We start from the raw sequence: 21067 nt of genomic DNA on the forward strand, positions 1-21067 counted from the left end.
GTCCGCATTTTCTGCGTGTTACCGCAGCGTGAATCCGCAACGACGACCCGTTTCGAGAGCGCGCGTGGCTACCGTACCGACGCCCGCGCCAGCGGGTTCGAGTGTTCGCGAGGGGGACACGGTGGGCGGCAGACGTCTTGGAATACAACTTCTCTGCGCGGTGGTGGCGGCGGGCCTCCTGAACGCGGGACCCGCGTCGGCTGAGCCGTCGGACCGGCAGTACCGGCCAGACGGGGTCAAGGCGGAGAAGTCGATCTCGGTCAAGGCGCACACCGGCAGCACCCGGCCGGCCGGCACCACCGACGTGGTGACCGCCGCGCCCTCGGTCACCTGGCCGGCACCGGCCACTGTGGAGACCGCACCCGGGACCGCCGCCACCAAGGCAGTGCGGCTCGCGGCTGCCCGCGCGGCGCGTTCCACACCGGCCAAGGTGCGCGTGCAGGTGTACGACCGCGCCACCACCGCCAAAGCCAAGGTGGACGGTGCGCTGATGCGCCTCGCCCGCGCCGACGGCAGCGTCGCAGGCGCAAAGGTGGCCGTCGACCTCGACTACGCGGGCTTCCGGCACGCGTACGGCGGGGACTGGGCGTCCCGGCTGCACCTGGCGGTACTGCCGGAGTGCGCGCTGACCACCCCGCGCGCCGCGGCGTGCGCGCCAAAGCCGTTGAAGACCCGCAACGACGCGCGCACCGGCCGGCTGAGCGCGGAGGTCGACCTGCCCGGCGCCCCCAAGGGCGCCTTCGCCCGCAGCGCCGCCAGCGGCAGCACGCTCGTCGCGGCGCTCGCCGGCCCGTCGGGCCCGAACGGCAGCTTCGCCGCCACCACGCTCTCCCCGTCGGCCACGTGGAGCGCCGGCGGCTCGTCCGGCGACTTCTCCTGGTCGTACCCGCTGCGGCTGCCGCCGGCCGTTGGCGGCACCACGCCGTCGCTCGGGCTGGGCTACTCCTCCGGCAGCGTCGACGGGCGCACCGCCTCGACCAACAACCAGCCGTCCTGGGTCGGCGAAGGGTTCGACCTGGCGTCCGGCTACATCGAACGCCGCTACAAGAGCTGCGTGGACGACATCCCAGGTGCGAACAACCCGAAGACCGGCGACCAGTGCTGGGGTACCGAGAACGCCACCATGTCGCTGTTCGGCTCCGGCAGCGAGCTCATCAAGGACGACGCCACCGGCGTATGGCGGCCGAAGAACGACGACGGCTCCCGGATCGAGCTGCTGCCCGGCGCGCCCAACGGTGACGACAACGGCGAGCACTGGAAGGTGACCACCACCAACGGCGCGCAGTTCTTCTTCGGGCTCAACCGGCTGCCGGGCTGGGTCTCGGGCCAGCCGGAGACGAAGTCGACGTGGACGGTACCCGTGTACGGCAACCACGCTGGCGAACCGTGCCACAAGGCCACGTTCGCGACGTCGTGGTGCCAGCAGGCGTACCGGTGGAACCTGGACTACGCCGTCGACCCGGCCGGCAACGTGGTGACCTACTACTACGACACCCAGCAGAACCACTACGGGCGCAACCTCAACGAGGCGGCCAGCCCGTACGTGCGCGCCGGCCACCTGGTCCGTGTGGAGTACGGCCTGCGTGCGGGCGCCGCCTACGCGCCGGCACCGGCTCGGGTGCTGTTCACGCTCGCCGACCGCTGCATCCCCGGCACCGTGTGCGACCCGGCCGTGCCTGCGCGCTGGCCGGACGTGCCGTGGGACAAGCGCTGCGACGGCACCACCTGCGCCGACCGCACCTCCCCCACGTTCTGGACCACCAAGCGCCTCTCCCGCATCGCCACCCAGACGTGGAACGGCAGCACCCACACCGACCTGGACTCGTGGACGCTCAACCACACCTTCCCCAACCCCGGTGACAGCTCGTCGGCGGCGCTGTGGCTGGAGTCCATCGTGCACACCGGACACGCGGGCGGCACGCTCAGCATGCCGGAGATCAACTTCGACCCGATCGGCCTGTCGAACCGTGTGGACGGCATCGAAGGCCTGGACCCCCTGTACCGGCAGCGGATCGCGGCCATCCACAACGAGACCGGGGCCGGGATCGCGGTCACCTACTCAGCCCGCGACTGCGAGCGCGACGGGCCGATGCCCGCGTCGCCAGACACCAACACGCGACGCTGCCAGCCGGTGCGGTGGGCCTCCGAGGGCGTGCCGGAGATGCTCGACTGGTTCCACAAGTACGTCGTCACCCAGGTCACCCAGCGCGACTACGTGACCGGCGCGCCCGACGCGGTCACCTCGTACGAGTACATGGGCGACCCGGCGTGGCACTACGACGACGAAGACGGCCTCGTCAACGCCGAGCAGAAGTCCTGGGGCCAGTGGCGCGGCTACTCCCGGGTGCGCACCCGAGCCGGCTGGGCGCCGGACAACCGGGTGCTCAGCGAGACCCTCTACTTCCGGGGCATGGACGACGACAAGCTCGCGGGCGGCGCCCGGCGCGACGTCTGGGTCACCGACTCGCAGGGCGGCCGGGTCGAAGACCACGACCGGCTCGCCGGCGTGGTCCGGGAGACCATCGGGTACGCCAGCGACGGCGGCGAGGCGCTGTCGCGCACCATCAACGAACCGTGGATGAGCGCGCCCACCGCGACCCGGGTGCGGCCGTGGGGCACCCACCACGCCACCATGCTCGACACCGGTGCCGTCAACACGTACGCCCAGGTGTCGGGCGGCTGGCGGCGGCAGCGGGTGGAGAAGGCGTTCGACAGACACGGCATCGTCACCCGGGTCAACGACCTCGGCGACATGTCCACGGCGGACGACGACCAGTGCTCCACGTTCCAGTACGCCCGGGACGAGGGTCGCTGGGTGCTCAACCTCGCCAGCGAGGTGAAGACCGTCGCCAAGGCGTGCGGCGCGCCCGTGACACTCCCCGATGACCTGCTCTCGCAGGCCCGCACCTACTACGACGGCAGCCCGACCCTCGGTGCGGTGCCCGGCCCCGGCAACCCGACGAAGGTCGAGGAGCTGGCCGAGCACACCGCCACCGGCGCCCGGTACGCCACCGTGAGCCGCGTGGTACACGACGAGTACGGCCGCGCCACCGAAACCTACGACGCCGACGGCAACAAGACGACCATCGAATTCACCCCCCGTACTGGCGGACCACTGTCCAAGGTGGTCACCACCAACCCGCTCGGCCACGTCAGCATCGTCGAGGTCAACCCGAGCGGCCAGCCCACCCGCACCATCGACTCCAACGGCCAGGAGGCCGCGTTCGCGTACGACCCGCTCGGCCGCCAGCTCAAGGTGTGGCACCCCGGCCGGTCCACGACTTCGACACCGACCGCCGAATACGCGTACCTGGTGCGCAACAACGCCCCGACGGTGGTCACCACCAAGGCGGTCAACGCCAAGGGCCTCTACACCACCAGCCACGCCATCTACGACGGCTCGCTGCGACTGCGCCAGACACAGGTGCCCTCGCCCGGCGGTGGACGCATCCTCGCGGACGTCTTCTACAACACCCGCGGCGAGCCGTGGAAGCGCAACGGCGCCTACTACAACCAGTTCCCGCCGGACACCACGCTCGTCGCGCCGACCAGCGACGCGGACGTGCCCGGCCAGACCCGGTCCTATTTCGACGGCGCCGGTCGGCTGACCGCCGAGGTGCTCTACACGTTCGGCCAGGAGCGCCGCCGCACCAGCACCTCCTACGAGGGCGACCGGGTGCATGTCACTCCCCCGGCCGGCGGCACCGCGACGACCACGATCTCCGACGCCAAGAGCCGCACGGTCGAGCTGCGCGAGTACGCCAGCGGAAAGCCGACCGGCGCGTACGACGCCACCCGCTACACGTACGACAAGCGCGGCGCGCTGGCCTCCGTCACCGACCCGGCCGGCAACACCTGGCGGTACGAGTACGACCTGCGCGGGCGCGCGGTGCGGGTCGAGGACCCCGATCGCGGTCCCAGCACGGCCGTGTACGACGACGCCGGCCAGCTCACGTCCACAACGGACTCCCGCGGCGCGACGCTCGCCTTCGCATACGACGCGCTGGGGCGCACCACAGCGGTGCACGAGGGCTCCATGACCGGCACGAAGCGCGCCGAGTACAAGTACGACACGGTCGCCAAGGGCGAGTTGAGCTGGGCCACCCGGTGGGAAGCGAACAACGCCTACACCACTGAGGTCACCGGGTACACCTCCGACTACCAACCCACCGCCAGCAAGGTGACGATCCCGGCGAGCGAAGGCGCGCTCGGCAAGTCCTACCTGTTCTCCTACACCTACAACCCCGACGGCTCACCGGCCACGGTGAAGATGCCGGCCGCCGGAGGGCTGGCCGAGGAGACCATCACCTACGGATACAACGACCTCGGCCTGCCGACCACGCTGACCGGGCTCAGCGGGTATGTCGAGTCCACCGTGTACACCAAGTTTTCGGAGGTCGAGCAGCTCGCCCTGTCGACCGGTGGCCCGCGCCTCTGGCAGACGTACCGGTACGAGGACGGCACCCGACGGCTCACCGAGTCGGTCACCCAGCGGGAGGCGTCCGGCCAGACCCAGGCACGAGTGAAGTACGGGTACGACGCGGCCGGCAACATCACGCGGATCGCCGACGTGCCCGAGCACGCCACCGCCGACGTGCAGTGCTTCGCGTACGACCACCTGCGCCGGCTCAAGGACGCGTGGACCACGACGTCCACAGCGGACACGAGCTGCGCGGCCGGCCCGTCGTCCGCCACCGTGGGTGGCACCCAGGCGTACTGGCACACCTACAGCTACGACAAGGGCGGCAACCGCACCAGCGAGGTCCGGCACGCCACCACGGCCGGCGGCGTCGACACCACCAGCCGGTACACGAATCCCGCCGCCGGCGACGCGCGGCCGCACACGCTGAGCTCCATGACCCGCAGCGGCGGTTCCGGGGCGCGGCTCGACGAGTACCGCTACGACGCGGCCGGCAACACCATCACCCGGAAGATCGGTGGCAACAGCCAGACGCTCGCGTGGGATCCGGAGGGGCACCTCGCCTCGGTGACCGCCGAGGGTGCAGGCACCACGTCGTTCCTGTACGACGCGGACGGCAACCGGATGATCCGGCGCGAGCCGGCGTCCACCACGCTGTACCTGGGCGCGATGGAGCTGACCCTCAAGTCAGGGTCGGTACAGGCCACCCGGTACTACAGCTTCGCCGGGCAGACCATCGCGGTCCGCGCCGGGGGCACGCTGCGCTGGCTGGTCGGCGACCACAACGGCACCGCGCAGCTCTCCGTCGACCCGGCCAGTCTCGCGGTCACGCGCCGGCGGTTCCTGCCGTTCGGCGAGGAGCGCTCGACCGTCTCGTGGGTGGGCGACAAGGGGTTCGTCGGCGGCACCAAGGACCCGACCACCGGGCTCACGCATCTCGGCGCCCGCGAGTACGACCCGGTCACCGGCCGATTCCTGTCCGTGGACCCGATGATGGACAAGGCCACCCCGCAGCAGCTGCACGGGTACGCCTACGCCAGCAACAACCCGATCACCTTCAACGACCCCACCGGCCTGTGTAACTCGGACCTGTCCTGCGCGTACGAGATGTACCGCAAGAACCCGGCCGCGTGGGACTGCTCGCTGGACCCGCGGCCCTGCCCGAAGCAGTCACCCGGCGCTCCCCCGCCGCCGAAGAAGCCGACCGGTCCCGACACCCGGGACGTCGAGGAGGCCAAGAAGACCCAGAAGAAGTCGAAGGCCCAGGTGTTCTTCGAGGCGGCCGGCGACGTCGTCAAGGAGCTCATCCAGTACGACGACATCCGGGACTGCATAGGCAACCTGAGCCTCGGCTCGTGCTTCTCGGTCCTGGTCAACATCATCCCTTGGACGAAGATCTTCAAGCTCAAGAAGATCTGGAACGCGGTCGAACGCGGCATCAACGCGATCCAGGAGTTCGGCCGCAAGCTCGACTGGGCCAAGGGCGTCCTGAAGCGGGCCGACGAGTTCGCCGACGCGATGCGCAAGTACGAGGACGACTTCGCCGACTGGACCGAACGCATGAAGCGGTTCGAGGAGAACGTCGCCAAGGTTGACAACGCGCTGGAGAAGGCCGACGCCGCGGCCACCACCGCGGCCGCCGTCAGCAGCTGCCTGGGTAACAGCTTCACCGCGGACACCCGCGTGGTCCTGGCCGACGGGTCCACCAAACCCATCGGGGAGGTGAAGCTCGGCGACGTCGTACTGGCGACCGACCCGGAGAGCGGCCGCACCGCGGCACGGAAGGTGACCCGCCTGATCGTCGGCGAGGGCTACAAGGACCTCGTGGACGTCACGCTGGACGCCGGCGACGGGCAGGTGTCCACTGTGACCGCCACCGACGGCCATCCGTTCTGGGTCGCGGACCTCTCGCAGTGGGTCGACGCGGGCGACCTGGCGGTCGGCGCGATGCTGCGCACCTCCGCCGGCACGTACGTCCAGGTCTCCGCGGTCCACGCGTACACCCAGCCGCAGCGGGTGCACAACCTCACCGTCGAGGACCTGCACACCTACTACGTGCTGGCTGGGAACACGCCCGTTCTCGTCCATAACAACAGCGCGTCGTGCCCGATCCACAGCATCACTGGAAACCCGTACGGCGACCCGGACCGGTGCACCTGCCCCAAGGGCGGCGCGGGTGGAAAGGGCGGCGCCGGACGCAACGTGGAGGAGTCGCAGACCGCCGACCGGAACATCGAGTTCAAGACGATGGACGGCTACCGGCGCGAGCGGGAGAAACTCAGCTCCGCCGCCGTCGAAAAGGTCACGAAGGTCATCAAGGGCAAATCGCAACCCGGTCACGAGACGACCGACGCGGTCACCGGAGCCGCCATCGGCGTCGGCGTCGTCTGGGCCGGCATCCGCGACTGGCGAAAGCGGCGCAAGGGCAGAGGCTGACCCGAAACGCGGCTGCCGCACGGCCTCTGTCCGTCGATCAAGGGCGAACACACGTGGTTCGATCTCAAAACCACGTGCGTTCGCCCTTGATCCATGCAATCTCCTTGGTCGACGAGGGCTTCGCGCAGAGCCAACCGGACCACGCCAGCCCAGCACCGACAACAAGCACGCACGCAAACCTTGCCGCAACCTCTACCACCGGCGAACGTAGAGGCGCGGGGCTCAGGTTTCGAGGCAGAGGCAGAAGGGGTGGCCGGCGGGGTCGGCGAAGACTCTGAAGACGTCGGCGCCGCCCGGAAGTCGGCGTGCGCCGAGTGCCACTGCCGCTCGCTCGGCCTCGTCAAGGTCGGGAACCATCACGTCGAAGTGCATTTGTTGCTGGACGTCAGGCGCGGGCCAGGTCGGTGCCGTGAAGTCGGCGGCGCGCGCGAAGGCGAGGCCGGGCTGGTCTGCGGAGATCCCGATGACGACCCAGTCGCCCTCGTCCTGGACCCGCACCATGCCGAGCAGCTTCTCGTAGAACGCGGCCAGGGCCGACGGATCCGGGCAGTCGATCACTATGCCGTGAAGTCTTCCGATCATAACGGGCATCATGCCCGTCAGGTTTGACACCGCACGTCAGGTATACAGCACCCGGTCCCGCCGCTGGGCAGTCGACGGGACCGGGTGGACATGGGGCGGAGTCGATCCGCTGAAACATTGCGTAGTATCCATGGAAACAGATCAGTAGACAAGCGTCGTGGTACGCGGGGTACCGGCCCGGCCGGACGAGTGCCGGCACGCGTGCGGTTGGGATCTTGAGCGCCTGGGTGGAGCGCTGCCATGGGCGATCGGGCTGGCGGTGCTACAGCCTCGCCTGGTGTTCGGAGTGCTCTTCACGATGCGGGCCGTGCTCGCACCGGCACCGGCCTACTCGGCACCGCGCCGTGACAGCCGTTCGGGACGCCCACGGGCTCTGGCGCACCGCCTCGTCCGATCACCGCCAGACGATGTCGGTGTGGCGCCGCATGATGTTCGGGTGTTCGACTTCGAGACGGCCTACCGGGCAATGGCGAGCCGCGACGCCCGCTTCGACGGCCGTTTTGTCGTCGCGGTGACCAGCACCCGCGTGTACTGCCGTCCCAGCTGTCCATCCCGCACACCCAAGCCCGAAAACACGCGCTTCTTCGGGCTGCCCGCCGCGGCGGAGTCCGCCGGTTTCCGGGCGTGCCGCCGGTGCCGGCCGGACGCGGCCCCGGCCTCCCCGGAGTGGAATGTGCGCGGTGACCTGGCCGCGCGGGCACTCCGGTTGATCGCCGGCGGCGCCGTCGACAAGGATGGCGTCGCGGGGTTGGCCCGCCGGCTCGCGGTCAGCGGGCGCCATCTGCACCGCCAGCTGATGGCCGAGGTGGGCGCCGGCCCACAGGCGCTGGCCCTCCACCGCCGCGCCCGCACCGCGCGGCTGCTGATCGAGTCGAGCGACCTGCCGCTGGCCGACGTGGCGTTCGCCGCCGGGTACGCCAGCGTGCGTCAGTTCAACGAGGGGATTCGCGCGGCGTTCGGCTGCCCACCCGGCGGCCTGCGGCGCGGCCGCACGACGGCAGCGCCCTCCGAAGGCGGAGAGCTGGTGCTCCACGTGCCCTACCGCGCGCCGTTGGCGGTGGGAGCGCTGCTGGACCTGCTGGCGGCCGACGCGCTGCCGGGCGTAGAAGAGGTCACCGACCGCATGTATCGACGAACCCTCCGCGCGGGTGAGGCTGTGGTCTCGTTTCCCGACCCACTGGACACGCCCGCGGCCACCCTCCGGCTGTCGCTCGACGACCTTCGCGACGTGGGCACCGCCGTCCAGCGTTGCCGGGAGTTGTTCGACCTGGACGCCGACCCCGCCACCATCGACGCCGCGCTCGGGTCGCTGGCGCATGCCCGGCCCGGGCTGCGGGTGCCCGGCTGCGCCGACGGGTTCGAGCTGGCGGTGCGAACGGTCCTGGGCCGCGCCCGGTCAGCGGAGTTCGCCGCCCGCGAGGGCGGCATCCCTGATGCCGAGACGCTGTCCATCCACGCAGGCGACGCGACCGTCCGGGCGCTCGCCCGCGCCGTCTGCGACGGCGCGCTGTCGCTCGACCGCGGTGCCGACCGCGAGGCGACCACCGAGGCGCTCCGCGCGATCCCCGGCATCTCGCCGTGGGCCGTGGCCACCATCGCCATGCGTGCACTGGGCGACCCGGACGCCTTCCCCGCCGACGACCCCCGCCTGCGACGGGCCGCGCGCCGGCTCGGCATCGCCGCAGACAAGAGCGAGCTGATCGGGTACGCCGAACGGTGGCGGCCCTGGCGTTCCTACGCCACCATGCACCTCTGGGCGGAGAGCGAGTAGATGCGCCAGTACCTTCGCGTCCTCGGCCACGGCGACTTCCGTCGACTGTGGACCGGTGCCACGGTGTCCACATTGGGCGACGGCATGACGTTCGTGGCGCTGTCCTGGCTGGTTCTCTCGGCTCCGGACGGCGCCGCCCGGCTCGGCTTGCTCGGCGTTTGCTACACGGCACCGGTGCTGCTGGGCGGTCTCGCGGTGGGCCCGCTGTTGGACCGGTTCGACAAGCGCACGGTGCTGGTCGCCGACAGCCTGCTGCGCGCCGCGGCGGTGGCCTCTATCCCGCTCACCGCCGCGCTTGGCACGACGCCCGGCTGGCTGCCGTTCCTGGTCGCCGCGACCTACGGCCTGCTCAAGATGGTGCCCCTGGCCGGGTTCCCGGCTGCGATCCCGCAGCTCGTCGACGAGTCCGAACTGGACACCGCGAACGCGCTGGAGTCGTTGAGCTTCAGCGTCGCCGGTGTCGTCGGGCCGGCCGCCGCCGGGCTGCTCGTGGCGTGGATAGGAGCGGCCAACGTGCTGCTCGTCGACTGTGCGTCGTTTGTGGTGTTCGCGGTCGCGGCGGCCCGCGTGCGCCGGCCGCTACGCCCACCGGCGGCCCGCAGTTGCGCCCGGAAGGCGAGCGGTGCGCTCCGGGCCGTCATGCGGGACCGGGCCATCGTGGCCACGACGCTCGCGTTCATGGCGTTCAACGTCGCCGAGGGCATGCTCATGGTGACCGCCCCCTGGCTGGCTCGAAACCACCTGTCCGGTGGCGCCGCCGCGCTCGGCGTACTGCTGTCAGCACTGGCAGCGGGCGAGATCGTCGGTGCGACCTTCGCAGGGCAGCGGCAGCCGCGCGGCTCCCGGGTTGTCGCGATCGGCCTGGTCCAGGCGGCGGCAGCGGCGGCGTTCCTCTGCCTGCTGGCGGCGCCGCGCCAGCTTCCGGTCGTCGCGGGGTTCTTCGTCATCGGCGCGCTCAGCGCGCCGATGACGGTGTGGGCGCAGTCGCTGCGGATGCGCCGCATCCCGCCCGAGCTGCACGGCCGCGCGTTCGCCGCGCTGCGCACGCTGATGCAGGCCACTCCGCCGGTCGGCTCTGCGCTCGTGACGCCGCTGCTGGTCGGTGGGCATCTCGCGGCCGCCGCGGTCACGATGACCGCGATCGCGGGCCTGCCCGCGATCTACCTGGTGAGGGCCGTGCCCGAAAGGGATCCGGTGGCCAGCGAGCGGGGATAGGGTGCGTCCATGGCGACGCTCGACGACGTGGCACGGATGGCGGCGGACCTCCCGGAGGTCGTCGAGGGTGAGCGGTACTGGCGGAGAGCCGCGCGGGTTTCTTCACGATCTCGCACTTCGACGGGTTTCCCGCCGTATTGATCCAGCTGAGCGCCGTCGACGACGGCAAGCTCCGCCAGGCGGTCGTCGACGGCTGGCTGGCACAGGCTCCGGCGGCGCTGACGCGGCAGTACCTCGAAACGCTCGATGGCACGTAAACTGCGCGCGTGACGGCGAACGGCGCGAGTGCGGCGCGGCGGGGACGGCGCCGGGGCGAGCTGACGGTCGCCGCGATCGCCCGCCTCGCGGGCGTGTCGGCGCCCACGGTTTCCCGGGTGCTCAACGGCCGGTCCGGCGTGGCGATGGAGACCCGCCGGCAGGTCGAGGCGCTGCTGCGCGAGCACGGATACCGCCGGCCGGACGCCATCGCGCCGACCGCCGCCATCGAGGTGGTCTTCTACGGGCTCGAGGGCCACCTGGCCATCGCGATCATGCGCGGCGTGGAGGAGGTCGTGCGGCAGCACGAGCTCGCCGTCGGGTTCACCGACGTGGTGGGTCGGGCGTCGGCCGGGCGCTCGTGGGCCGAGCAGCTGCTGGCGCGCCGCCCCGTCGGGGTTATCGCCGTGCACTCGGCATTCACGGTGGAGCAGCACGCGCTGCTCGCCGCGAGCCGGATCCCGCTGGTGGCGCTCGACCCGACCGGGGAGCCACAGCACACCACACCGTCGGTCGGCGCGGCGAACTGGAACGGTGGCGTTGCGGCCACCCGGCACCTGCTGGAGCTGGGGCACCGGCGCATCGCCGTGATCAGCGGCCCGGCCAGGTACCTGTGCGCCCGCGCCCGGCTGGAGGCGGCCCGCGCGATGATGGACACCGCCGGTGTGCCGCTCGACGAGCGGCTGGTGCGCACCGGGCGGTTCTTCTTCGAAGACGGCTTCGAGCTGGGCCGGGAGCTGCTCAGCCTGCCCGACCGGCCGACCGCGATCCTGTGCGGTGACGACCTGCAGGCGCTCGGGGTGTACGAGGCGGCTCGGCAGGCCGGGCTCACGATCCCCGACGACCTGAGCGTGGTCGGCTTCGACGACATGGAGTGCACCCGCTGGTGCGGGCCGCCGATGACCACGGTGCGGCAGCCGTTCGACGAGATGGGCGCCGCGGCGGCGCGACTGGTGCTGTCGCTCGCGGCTGGTGACGCGCACGAGCAGGCCCGGATCGAGCTGGCGACCACGCTCGTCGTGCGCGGCAGCACGGCACCGCCCTACCGAAACTGACTCGAAACCTTTCAGGGCTATTTCCGCAGGTAGAGCGCTGCCGATCGGCGCCATGTAGCTAAGTGTTTCAAGCGTTGCTTGCCAACGTTCCGGTCGTTTGACATCCTGGCGATACCGATGGACAGCGGTCGATCCATGCGCTGCCGCGCGGCCGTCTGCCCGGCCACGCGACAGGGGCTCTGGTGAGCCCGATCGACGACGTCCGCGATGCGCTAGAGCCGGACACGGTCGGGCGACGGGCCGCCGCGATCAGACTTCCGTCCACGTGCCACGTTTCGGAGGACCCACGCCTCATGAGAACGAAGTTGAAAGTCCTGTGCGCCGGTCTCGCGGCCGCGGCGATCACCGTCGTCGCGGCGGTGACGTTCGCACCACCGGCGTCGGCGGCATCGCTGGTCGAGGTAACCGGCTTCGGCACGAACCCCACCAACCTGCGCATGCACCTGTACGTGCCGGACCAGGTCCAGGCCCGCCCGCCGATCCTGCTAGCCATCCACTACTGCTCGGGCTCCGGACCGGCGTTCTACTCCGGCACCCAGTACGCGCAGCAGGCCGATCGGTACGGCTTCATCGTGATCTACCCGTCGGTGACCCGCAGCAGCCTGTGCTGGGACGTCTCGTCGGCGGCGGCGCTGCGTCGAGGTGGCGGCAGCGACCCGGTCGGTCTCATGTCGATGGTCACTTACGTGCAGCAGCGGTACAACGCCGACGCGGGCCGCGTCTACGCCACCGGCACCTCGTCCGGTGCGATGATGACCAACGTCATGCTGGGTGTGTACCCCGATGTGTTCAAGGCGGGAGCCTCCTTCGCCGGCGTACCGTTCGCCTGCTTCGCCACCACCAACGGCTCGGAGTGGAACAGCACGTGCTCCAGCGGCCAGCTCATCAAGACCCCGCAAGAGTGGGGTGACCTGGTCCGCAACGCCTACCCCGGTTACACGGGCGCGCGCCCGCGGATGCAGATCTGGCACGGGACCAACGACGACACCCTGCGCTATCCGAACTTCGGCGAGCAGGTCAAGCAGTGGACCAACGTCCATGGGCTGAGCCAGACGCCCAGCTTCACGGACACACCGCAGTCTGGGTACACCCGCACGCGGTACGGCGGCACCGGTGGTCAGGCGCCGGTCGAGGCGATCAGCATGCAGGGCGTCTCGCACAACCTGCCGGTCGACGCGGCCCAGGTGATCCGCTTCTTCGGCCTCGACGGCAGCAGCACGCCGCCACCCACCACGCCTGCGCCTTCGACTCCGCCACCTTCCAGCCCGCCGCCCACGACGCCGCCGCCGAGTACCCCGCCGCCCACCTCGGGCGCGTGCCGGGTCGGCTACACGGTCAACGCGTGGAACACGGGCCTGACCGCCAGCGTCACCATCACGAACACCAGCACCGCGGCGGTCAACGGCTGGACGCTGGGCTTCACGCTCCCCAGTGGACAGACGATCACGAATGGCTGGAACGCCACCTACTCCCCGAACAGCGGCGCGGTGACAGCCCGTAACGTGTCCTACAACGGCGCCATCGCGCCGAGCGCTTCGGTGAGCATCGGCTTCCAGGCCACACATGGCGGCGACACGGCGAGACCGACCTCGTTCACCCTCAACGGGACGGCCTGCACGGTTGCCTGAGCACCTCTGGTAGGGGCGCCGTCCGCGGCGCCCCTACCGCTCACCCGTCGCTGTTAGCGTTGACTACTCTTTCAGCGGCACCGCGTGGACGCGCGACATCAGCCACGGCGAGATGATCCGCACCGGTAACGATCAGACGATGCCTATCTGTAGGAAACCTTCGGTGAAGGCATCCTCTCCGGCGGACGCCTTCACCTTGTGGTTACCTTCCGTTCACTGTGGACCTCATTGCCGATGCTACGTTTTCCGCCCCCTACCGGAAGGAAGACGTGGAAACCACACGTTCTTGGCGCCGCGTCGCGGTCGCCACCGTGGCTGCCGGCGTGGTCGCCACCGCTCTCACTGTCCCCTCCACCCCCGCAGGCGCCCAGCCCGCCGGCATCAGCGCCGCGGCCGCCGACTCACTGGTCGAGAAGCTCGGCGTGGGCCGCACCGCCGGCACCTGGCTCGACACCAAGAGCGGTCGCATGGTCGTCGCGGTCACCGACACCGACGCCCAGAAGGCGGTCGTGAGCGCGGGCGGGGTCGCCAAACTGGTCGCGCACAGCGACGCGGACCTGGCGACCATCAAGGCCCAGGTGCGCGCCACGGTCGACTTCGCCGGCGTGGCGTGGGGCGTGGAGGCCGAGAGCAACCGCGTCACCATCGAGGCGGACAACACCGTCACGGCCGCCAACTACGAGCGCCTCACCGCGATCGCCAGGCAGCACGGGGACGCCGTCCAGGTCCAGCGGGTCAATGCCCAACTCAAGCCCTTCATCCAGGGGGGCCGGTTCATCACTCCGAACAAGGGCAGCGTCTACGGGTCGTGCTCGGTCGGCTTCAACGTCCGCAAGAAGAACAACCCCAACTCGCTCTACATCCTGACCGCCGGCCACTGCACCAAGATGGCCGTCGGGGTGCGGGACTGGTTCGACAAGAACGGCGAGTACGTCGGCTACGACGCGGGCGGTGACTACCCCGGCAACGACTTCGGGCTCATCAAGCACAACAACGCCGGTCTCAGCAAGCCGGGCAACGTCTGGCTCGACAGCGGCGACGCGGTTCGCGACATCGTCTACTCCCGGGACTCCCGCGTCAACGAGACCGTGTGCTCCAGCGGCTGGCGCACCGGCTACCGCTGCGGCAAGGTTTTGAGCAAGAACTGGGAAGCCAAGTACTACGACTGGGACCAGGACGGCAACCTCGACTACGTCTGGGAGCTGGACCGCACCGACCTGTGTACGCTCGGTGGCGACAGCGGCGGCTCGGTCTTCCACCAGGACGCCGCGCTCGGCCTGGTCTCCGGCGGTCCCGAAAACCAGTGCATCACCTACGTCCAGCCGGTCAACGAGGCGCTCGCCCACTACGGCGTAGAGGTCTACTAGACCGCGCTCCCGGCCGTCTTCCGCTCCACTGTGGAACGGGAGGCGGCCACTCCGGCCAGCACGACCACCATGCCCACCACGACGCGCGGGCCGACCTGCTCGCCGAGGACGAGGGCGCCGAGAGCCACCGACACCACGGGCAGCAGGTAGCCGACCGTGGCGGCGCTAGTGGGGCCCTCGTCCTCGATGAGCCGGTAGTTCAGGTAGAACGTGGCACCAGTACCAAAGATGCCGAGCACCACGACCGCGAGCAGGCCGACCGGCTGGACCTCGGCGGAGGCCGTGCCGTCGACCGGCAGGGCGAGCATGGCGGAGCCGGCGAGGCCCGCCGCGAGGCCGAGCTGCACGGCGGAGAGCGCGGCGGGCGCGCCGCGCCCGGTCAGGTAGCGCCCCATGTAGGCGAACGCGACCGCGTAGCTGGCGGCGGCTCCCAGCAGTGCCAGCGCGTCCCAGCCGAACAGACCGGACTCCCGCCAGGGCGCGAAGATGAGCAGTACACCGGCGAACCCGAGCAGCAGCCCGCCGAGCCGCACCGGCCGCATGCCGCGCTCCGTGCCGACCGCTAGCCCGATCAGCAGTGACCACAGTGGAGTGGTGGCGTTGACGACGCCGGCCACGCCGGAGTCGACGGTGCGCTGACCGAGGCTGAAGAGCAGGAACGGCAGCGCGTTGCAGAACAGGGCGGCCACCGCGAGGTGCCCCCAGGTGGCGCGGTCGCGGGGCAGGCGCTGGCGCGCCCACAGGGCCAGGACGAGCAGCACCGCCGCGCCGAGCGCGGCCCGCGCGACGGTGATCTCGAACGGGCCGACGCCGTTGTCGAGCGCCACCTTGATCCACAGGAAGGCGGAGCCCCACAGTAGCGCCAGGAGACCGACGCGCAGGTTGACCATGCGCCCACCCTGCCCGAGCCAACCTGGTAGAAACAACGAAAGATGCTACAGCGAGTGTTAAGCTGTGCTACATGCTCGACGTACGGCGCCTCATGGTCCTGCGGGCGGTGGTGACCAGCGGATCGGTCACGGCGGCGGCCACCCACCTCGGCTACACCCCGTCCGCCGTCAGCCAGCAGGTCGCCGCGCTGGAGCGCGAGGCCGGCACCGCCCTGATGGAGCGGGTCGGCCGCGGCGTGCGCCCCACGGCGGCCGGCAGGCTGCTCACCGAGCACGCCGGTCTCATCGGCGAGCAGGTCGCGGCGGCCGAGACCGCCCTCGCCGACCTGCGCGCCGGGCGCACCGGGCGGCTCGCGATCCGGTACTTCGCGACCGCCGGCGCACCCCTCATCGCGCCCGCGCTGGCCCTGTTCCGCGAGCGCCACCCGGGCATCCGGGTGGACATCCGCATGACCGACCCCCACGACCCGCTGCCGGACGTCGAGGCTGGCCAGGCCGACCTGGCGATCATCGTGCGTCCACCCGGCGGCCGGCACCACGGGCTGCGCCTGGTGCACCTGCTCGACGACCCGTACCGCGCCGTGCTGCCCAAGGGCCATCCGCTCGCCACCCGCCGGGCGTTGCGCCTCGCCGAGCTCGCCGACCAGCCGTGGGTGGGCAGCGAGCGCCCCGGGCCATGCCTCGATGCGGTGCTCTCCGCGTGCGCCGCCGCCGGCTTCCACCCCAACTCCGCCGTCACCAGCGAGGACTACGCCACCGCTCAGGGCTTCGTCGCGGCGGGCCTGGGCATCAGCCTGATCCCCGAGATGGGGCTCACCCAGCGGCATCCGGACGTCGTCGTGCGCAAGGTCCACGGTCCGGAGCCGGTCCGCGCCATCCACGCGGCGGTACGCGAGGCCGCGCTCGGCCAGCCGGCGCTGGACGCCCTGCTGACCGCACTCCGCGAGACCGCCACCGGCTCCCCCGGCTGGGAGCAGCGATTCGACGCCCTCGAAACCGAGGTTTACCGGACCCGCCGCGAGCGCCGCGCGCGCCCCGCGACGGACGACCCAAAGGAGAAAACGGCATGACGCGTACCCCGAACGGCCAGCTCTTCCGCACCGACAGCGGCGACGACCTGGTGCTCACGCGTACCTTCCGCGCGCCCGTGGCGGACGTGTGGGCGAGCCTGACCGAGCCCGAGCGCACGGCCCGCTGGTTCGGGCCCTGGAAGGGCGACGCCGCACCCGGCCGGACCATCCAGGTACAGACGGTCTTCGAGGAGGGCGAGCCGTGGATGGATGCGCGGATCGACGCGTGCGAGCCGCCGCACCGACTCGCGTTGTCGACGACCGACGCGGCGGGGACGTGGCACATGGAGCTACTGCTCTCCGAAGCGGGTGGGGTGACGGAGTTGCGCTTCGTCCACCACCTGGCGACCACGGACGGCATCGGCGACGTCGGGCCCGGCTGGGAGTACTACCTCGACCAACTCGTGGCCTCCCGGGACGGCTCACCCCTTCCGACGTTCGGCGAGTACTACCCGGCCATGAAGGCGTACTACGACGGGCTTCCCCACGCGTGACGCCATCGACAGGTATGGTCGGCGCGTGCACGATGTGTGGGCAATTGGTGACGCATACGAGATCTACGTCGGGCGGTGGAGTCGTCTCGTCGCGAGCGACTTCGTGCGGTGGCTGGGCGTGCCAGCCGGCCGCCGGTGGCTCGACGTCGGGTGCGGCACCGGTGCGCTGACCGAGGCTATCCTCGCCGGGGCCGACCCGGCGAGGGTGGTCGGCGTGGACCCGTCCGAGGGGTTCCTGGCCGAGGCGCGCAGACGGATCGGCGACCCGCGGGCCGAGCTGCGGGCGGGTGACGCCCAGGCGCTTCCGGTGCCCGACGGCGGCCAGGACGCGGTGGTCAGCGGCCTGTCCCTGAACTTCGTCGCCGACGCCGGCGCCGCGCTCGCCGAGTCCGTCCGGGTGGCCGCACCGGGTGGCGTGGTCGCCGGGTATGTGTGGGACTACAGCGGCGGCATGGCGATGATCCGTCAGTTCTGGGACGCGGCCAAGCTGCTCAACCCGGCCGCCGCCGAGCTCGACGAGGCGCGCCGCTTCCCGCTGTGCCGCCCCGAGCCGCTGCGCGCCTTGTGGACCGGCGCCGGCCTCGGCCACGTGGCGGTGGAGCCGATCGACGTGCCGAGCCGGTTCGAGGGCTTCGACGACTACTGGACGCCGTTCCTGGGTGGCCAAGGGCCGGCGCCCACGTACGTGGCGTCGTTGACCGACCGCCAGCGCCGGTCGCTGCGCGAGCTGCTGGCCACCCATCTGCCGAAGGAGCCGGACGGCGGCATCACGATGACCGCCCGTGCCTGGGCGGTGCGCGGCACGGTCAGCCCTTGATCGCGCCCTGCGTGATGCCGCTGACGAAGTTCCGCTGGAAGATCAGGTAGAGCACGACGATCGGCCCGATGACGATGAGGCTGGCCGCCGACAGCAGCGGGATGTTGGTCGAGTACTGGCCAACGAAGAAGCCCAGGCCACTGGGCGCGGTGCGCATGTCGGGGTCCTGCATGAGCACGATGACGAGCAGGAACTGGTTCCACGACCACATGAAGTAGAGCAGCCCCAGCGTGGTGATCGCCGGCCAGGAGATCGGCATGAGCACGCGGGCCAGGATCGTGAAGCTGCGCGCCCCGTCGACCCGCGCGGCTTCGAGCAGCTCGCCCGGTATCGACGCGAAGTGGGTCTGCATCCAGTACACGCCGAACGGCATGAACAGCGCGGCCTCGGCGAGGATCACGCCCAGGTACGAGTTGGTGAGCCCGAGCTGGCGCAGGTCGAAGTAGAGCGGGATCACGACGAGCTCGATCGGGAGGGTCAGTCCCAGCACGAACCCGACCGAGATCGCCCGGCCACCGAACGGGTTGAGCGTGGCCAGCGAGTACGCCGCGAAGGTGGCCAGCACGAGCGCCAGCGGCACCACGCCCGCGGCGATAATCAGGCTGGACATGACCAGGTTGCTGAAGTTGGCCGCGCGCCACGCGTCGGCGAAGTTCGACCACGACCAGGACTCCGGGATGCTGAGCCCGGAGATCTGCGCGCCAGACGGGTGCAACGCGGCCAGCACGATGCTGACGAACGGCAGCAGTACCGCGACCGCCATGCCGGTGAGCACGAGGTAGCGCGCGGTGGCCGCCGTGCGGGTGGTGTTCACGGCTTCTCCCGGGTCAGCCGGCGGATGGCGGTGACGAACACGATGACGACCAGCGTCAGCACGACCGCGAGCGCGGCGGCGCCGCCGATGTTGCTCTCGTTGAAGGCCAGCCGGTACACGAGCAGGCCTGGCACGGTGGTCTGGTTGGCCGGGCCGCCGTTGGTGGTGACGAAGACCAGGTCGAAGCTGGCCAGCGCCGCGATGGTGGTGATGACGCTGGCGATGGTGATCTCGCCGCGCAGGGCCGGCAGGGTGACGGCGAAGAACCGCCGCACCGGCCCGCCGCCGTCGATCGCGACCGCCTCGTACAGCGAGGTGTCGATCTTCTGGGCGCCCGCGAGAAACAGCACCATGCACAGGCCGCTCATCGCCCACGTGCCGATGAACCCGAGGGCGATCAGCGCGAGGTTGTAGTCGCCGAGCCACGCCCGGGTGACGCCGTCCAGCCCGATCGCGCGCAGGCCCTGGTTGACGAGCCCCTCGTCGTTGTACAGCCAGCGCCAGGTGATGCCGACCGCGACCAGCGGGAGCACCTGGGGCAGGAAGAAGATGACCCGGAACGTGGTCATGCCGCGGGTGGTGCCCTGTAGCAGGGCGGTCATGAACAGGCCGAGCGCGCACGGGATGACCGCGAAGAAGAGGATCAGGACGATCGCGTGCCACACCGACGGCCCGAGCATCGAGTCGGTGAAGATGGCCCGGTAGTTGTCGAACCCCGCCCACGTCGCCGGGAGGATGCCGTCCCAGTTCAGGAACGAGAGGTACACGGTGTGGATCGCCGGCCAGATCGCAAAGCCGAGGTAGACGAGCGCGGCGGGCGCGATGTAGAGAAGGGCGATCAGCCGGCGCGACCGGCGGCCCCGGCGGCGCACCGGCGAAGCCCCGCCGGGACGGACGGGCGTCCGTCCCGGCAGGACCGCGGTGTCGGTATCAGCCATGGTATTGAGTCCACGACTCCTGCAGTGAGGTGAGGAACGCATCGGGGGTGCTCTGCTTGCTGAGCAGACCCTGCACGCCGGAGGTCAGCCGGTCGATCATATTGGGCGAGGCGAAGTCCGGGAACGGCACGATCCCGTTGTCGCCGACCACCTTCTTGAACTCGCCCGCGATGTCGCCGCGCAGGCCGGTCGCCTGGATCGGCGCCTCGCTGTTGACGGGCATGAACCCGGTGTCGAACTGGATGGTCGCAGCCTTGGCCGAGCGCATGAAGTCCAGGAACGCGGCCGCCTCGTTGGGGTGCTTGGTCTTCGACGATATGGAGAACGCGACGCTCGCGCCGGAGGCCACTGTGGAGTCACCGGCCGTGGCCTGCGGCAGCAGGAAGAAGCCGACGTTGTCGCCCATCCCCTCTTCGATGACCGACGCGGCCCAGTTGCCGGTGATGAGGTACGCGCTCTTGCCGTTGACGAAGTTGGCCTGCGCGTCGGCGTCCGCCGTGGCGTTGGCGGACGCCGGGATGTAGCCCGCGCCAACCCAGTCGACGACGGTCTGGGCGGCCTGCTTCGCGGCGTCGGTCTGGATCGTCGAGCCCGGCTTGCCGTACACCCAGTCGCGGTACTGCTTTTCGTCGCCGAGTGAGTTGGTCAACGCGTTCCAGAGCTGGAAACCACCGACTTCCAGACCGCCGAGGCTGAACGGCGTGGTGCCCTTCCCCTTGACCGTGGCCAGGTTGGCCTTGAACTCGTCCAGCGTAGACGGTGGCTTGGTGACACCGGCCGCCTGGACCAGCTGCTTGTTGTAGTACACGCCGAGCACCGACAGCGCGCCCGGCACCGCGTACAGGCCACCGGTGCCGTACTCCTTGGCCTCGGAGTTGGAGCGCAGCACCTCCAGGCTCGCCGCCGGGAACCCGTCGTTCCAGCCGTACAGCTTCTCGTACGCCGTCAGGTCGTAGATGAGCCCGGCGGGCACCAGCGAGCGCATCGCGCCGGGGTTGTACTCGGCGATGTCCGGCGGGGTGTCGGCGGCCATCGAGAGCTTGATGGACTTGACGTAGTCCGAGAACGGTGTCTGCTGGGCGTCGATGGTGATGTTCGGGTGCTCGGCCTCGAACGCTGAGATGAGCGCCTTGCTGGGCGGGTCGTCCGTGTACGCCAGCTTCAGCGTGATGTTCTCCTTGGTCAGTTCCTTGGAGACGTCGCTGGGCGCGGCGGATTCGCCCCCACCGGACTCCGCGCAGGCGGTGAGCGCCAGCGCGAGTGCGAGAACGGCTGCCAGTGGCCTGGTTCGCATGTATGTCTCCTCGATTCTGTC

14 protein-coding genes are annotated in these 21067 nt (G+C 70.5%); 9 read left to right on the forward strand and 5 right to left on the reverse strand.

The window, feature by feature from the left end; all coding sequences use genetic code 11:
* Positions 1–163: 163 nt before the first annotated feature.
* On the forward strand, positions 164–6856 hold the full coding sequence (locus tag V6V89_RS01045; RefSeq protein ID WP_334616934.1) for a polymorphic toxin-type HINT domain-containing protein: 6693 nt from the start codon (positions 164–166) through the stop codon (positions 6854–6856).
* A gap of 222 nt (positions 6857–7078) precedes the next feature.
* On the opposite strand, the gene V6V89_RS01050 is transcribed toward V6V89_RS01045, so the two are convergent.
* Positions 7079–7438: a VOC family protein gene (locus V6V89_RS01050; protein ID WP_334616936.1), complete on the reverse strand. Its 360-nt coding sequence runs from the start codon at positions 7436–7438 to the stop codon at positions 7079–7081.
* A 466-nt stretch (positions 7439–7904) separates the two neighbouring features.
* Between V6V89_RS01050 and V6V89_RS01055 the strand changes: the two genes are divergently transcribed.
* From V6V89_RS01055 to V6V89_RS01075, 5 genes are all read left to right on the forward strand, one after another.
* Entirely contained in the window at positions 7905–9209 is a 1305-nt protein-coding gene (locus V6V89_RS01055; protein ID WP_334617202.1) for a DNA-3-methyladenine glycosylase 2 family protein, read from the forward strand.
* Positions 9210–10424, forward strand: coding sequence for an MFS transporter (locus V6V89_RS01060; RefSeq protein WP_334616937.1), 1215 nt, complete (start codon positions 9210–9212; stop codon positions 10422–10424).
* A 266-nt stretch (positions 10425–10690) separates the two neighbouring features.
* Complete coding sequence (locus V6V89_RS01065) at positions 10691–11734, forward strand: LacI family DNA-binding transcriptional regulator (RefSeq protein ID WP_334616938.1); 1044 nt, start codon at positions 10691–10693, stop codon at positions 11732–11734.
* Positions 11735–12027: 293 nt separating this feature from the next.
* Positions 12028–13362 carry an extracellular catalytic domain type 1 short-chain-length polyhydroxyalkanoate depolymerase gene (locus tag V6V89_RS01070; RefSeq protein WP_334616940.1) on the forward strand — a complete coding sequence of 445 codons (1335 nt, stop codon included), beginning with the start codon at positions 12028–12030 and terminating at the stop codon, positions 13360–13362.
* A 269-nt stretch (positions 13363–13631) separates the two neighbouring features.
* Positions 13632–14729, forward strand: coding sequence for a S1 family peptidase (locus tag V6V89_RS01075; RefSeq protein ID WP_334616941.1), 1098 nt, complete (start codon positions 13632–13634; stop codon positions 14727–14729).
* Here the strand turns inward: V6V89_RS01075 and V6V89_RS01080 are convergent.
* Positions 14726–15655: a DMT family transporter gene (locus V6V89_RS01080; RefSeq protein WP_334616942.1), complete on the reverse strand. Its 930-nt coding sequence runs from the start codon at positions 15653–15655 to the stop codon at positions 14726–14728. The two genes, V6V89_RS01075 and V6V89_RS01080, sit on opposite strands and share 4 nt — an antisense overlap.
* Positions 15656–15690: 35 nt before the next feature.
* Between V6V89_RS01080 and V6V89_RS01085 the strand changes: the two genes are divergently transcribed.
* From V6V89_RS01085 to V6V89_RS01095, 3 genes are read left to right on the forward strand one after another with little or no spacing between them, the layout of a single operon-like run.
* Positions 15691–16689: a LysR family transcriptional regulator gene (locus tag V6V89_RS01085; RefSeq protein WP_334616943.1), complete on the forward strand. Its 999-nt coding sequence runs from the start codon at positions 15691–15693 to the stop codon at positions 16687–16689.
* Positions 16686–17183 (forward strand): SRPBCC family protein, encoded by a 498-nt coding sequence (locus V6V89_RS01090; RefSeq protein WP_334616945.1) that lies wholly within the window; start codon positions 16686–16688, stop codon positions 17181–17183. The genes V6V89_RS01085 and V6V89_RS01090 overlap by 4 nt, the downstream gene beginning before the upstream one ends.
* 25 nt (positions 17184–17208) lie before the next feature.
* Positions 17209–18000 carry a class I SAM-dependent methyltransferase gene (locus tag V6V89_RS01095; protein WP_334616946.1) on the forward strand — a complete coding sequence of 264 codons (792 nt, stop codon included), beginning with the start codon at positions 17209–17211 and terminating at the stop codon, positions 17998–18000.
* Here the strand turns inward: V6V89_RS01095 and V6V89_RS01100 are convergent.
* From V6V89_RS01100 to V6V89_RS01110, 3 genes are read right to left on the reverse strand one after another with little or no spacing between them, the layout of a single operon-like run.
* Positions 17990–18814 (reverse strand): carbohydrate ABC transporter permease, encoded by an 825-nt coding sequence (locus tag V6V89_RS01100; protein ID WP_334616947.1) that lies wholly within the window; start codon positions 18812–18814, stop codon positions 17990–17992. The genes V6V89_RS01095 and V6V89_RS01100 overlap by 11 nt on opposite strands.
* Positions 18811–19752 (reverse strand): carbohydrate ABC transporter permease, encoded by a 942-nt coding sequence (locus V6V89_RS01105; protein WP_334616948.1) that lies wholly within the window; start codon positions 19750–19752, stop codon positions 18811–18813. Before V6V89_RS01105 ends, V6V89_RS01100 begins: the two co-directional genes overlap by 4 nt.
* Positions 19745–21046, reverse strand: a complete 1302-nt coding sequence (locus V6V89_RS01110) for an ABC transporter substrate-binding protein (RefSeq protein WP_334616949.1) — start codon at positions 21044–21046, stop codon at positions 19745–19747. Before V6V89_RS01110 ends, V6V89_RS01105 begins: the two co-directional genes overlap by 8 nt.
* Positions 21047–21067: the final 21 nt, after the last annotated feature.

The organism is Micromonospora sp. CPCC 206061, assembly GCF_036906915.1.
In the GTDB taxonomy this organism is placed as follows: domain Bacteria; phylum Actinomycetota; class Actinomycetes; order Mycobacteriales; family Micromonosporaceae; genus Phytohabitans.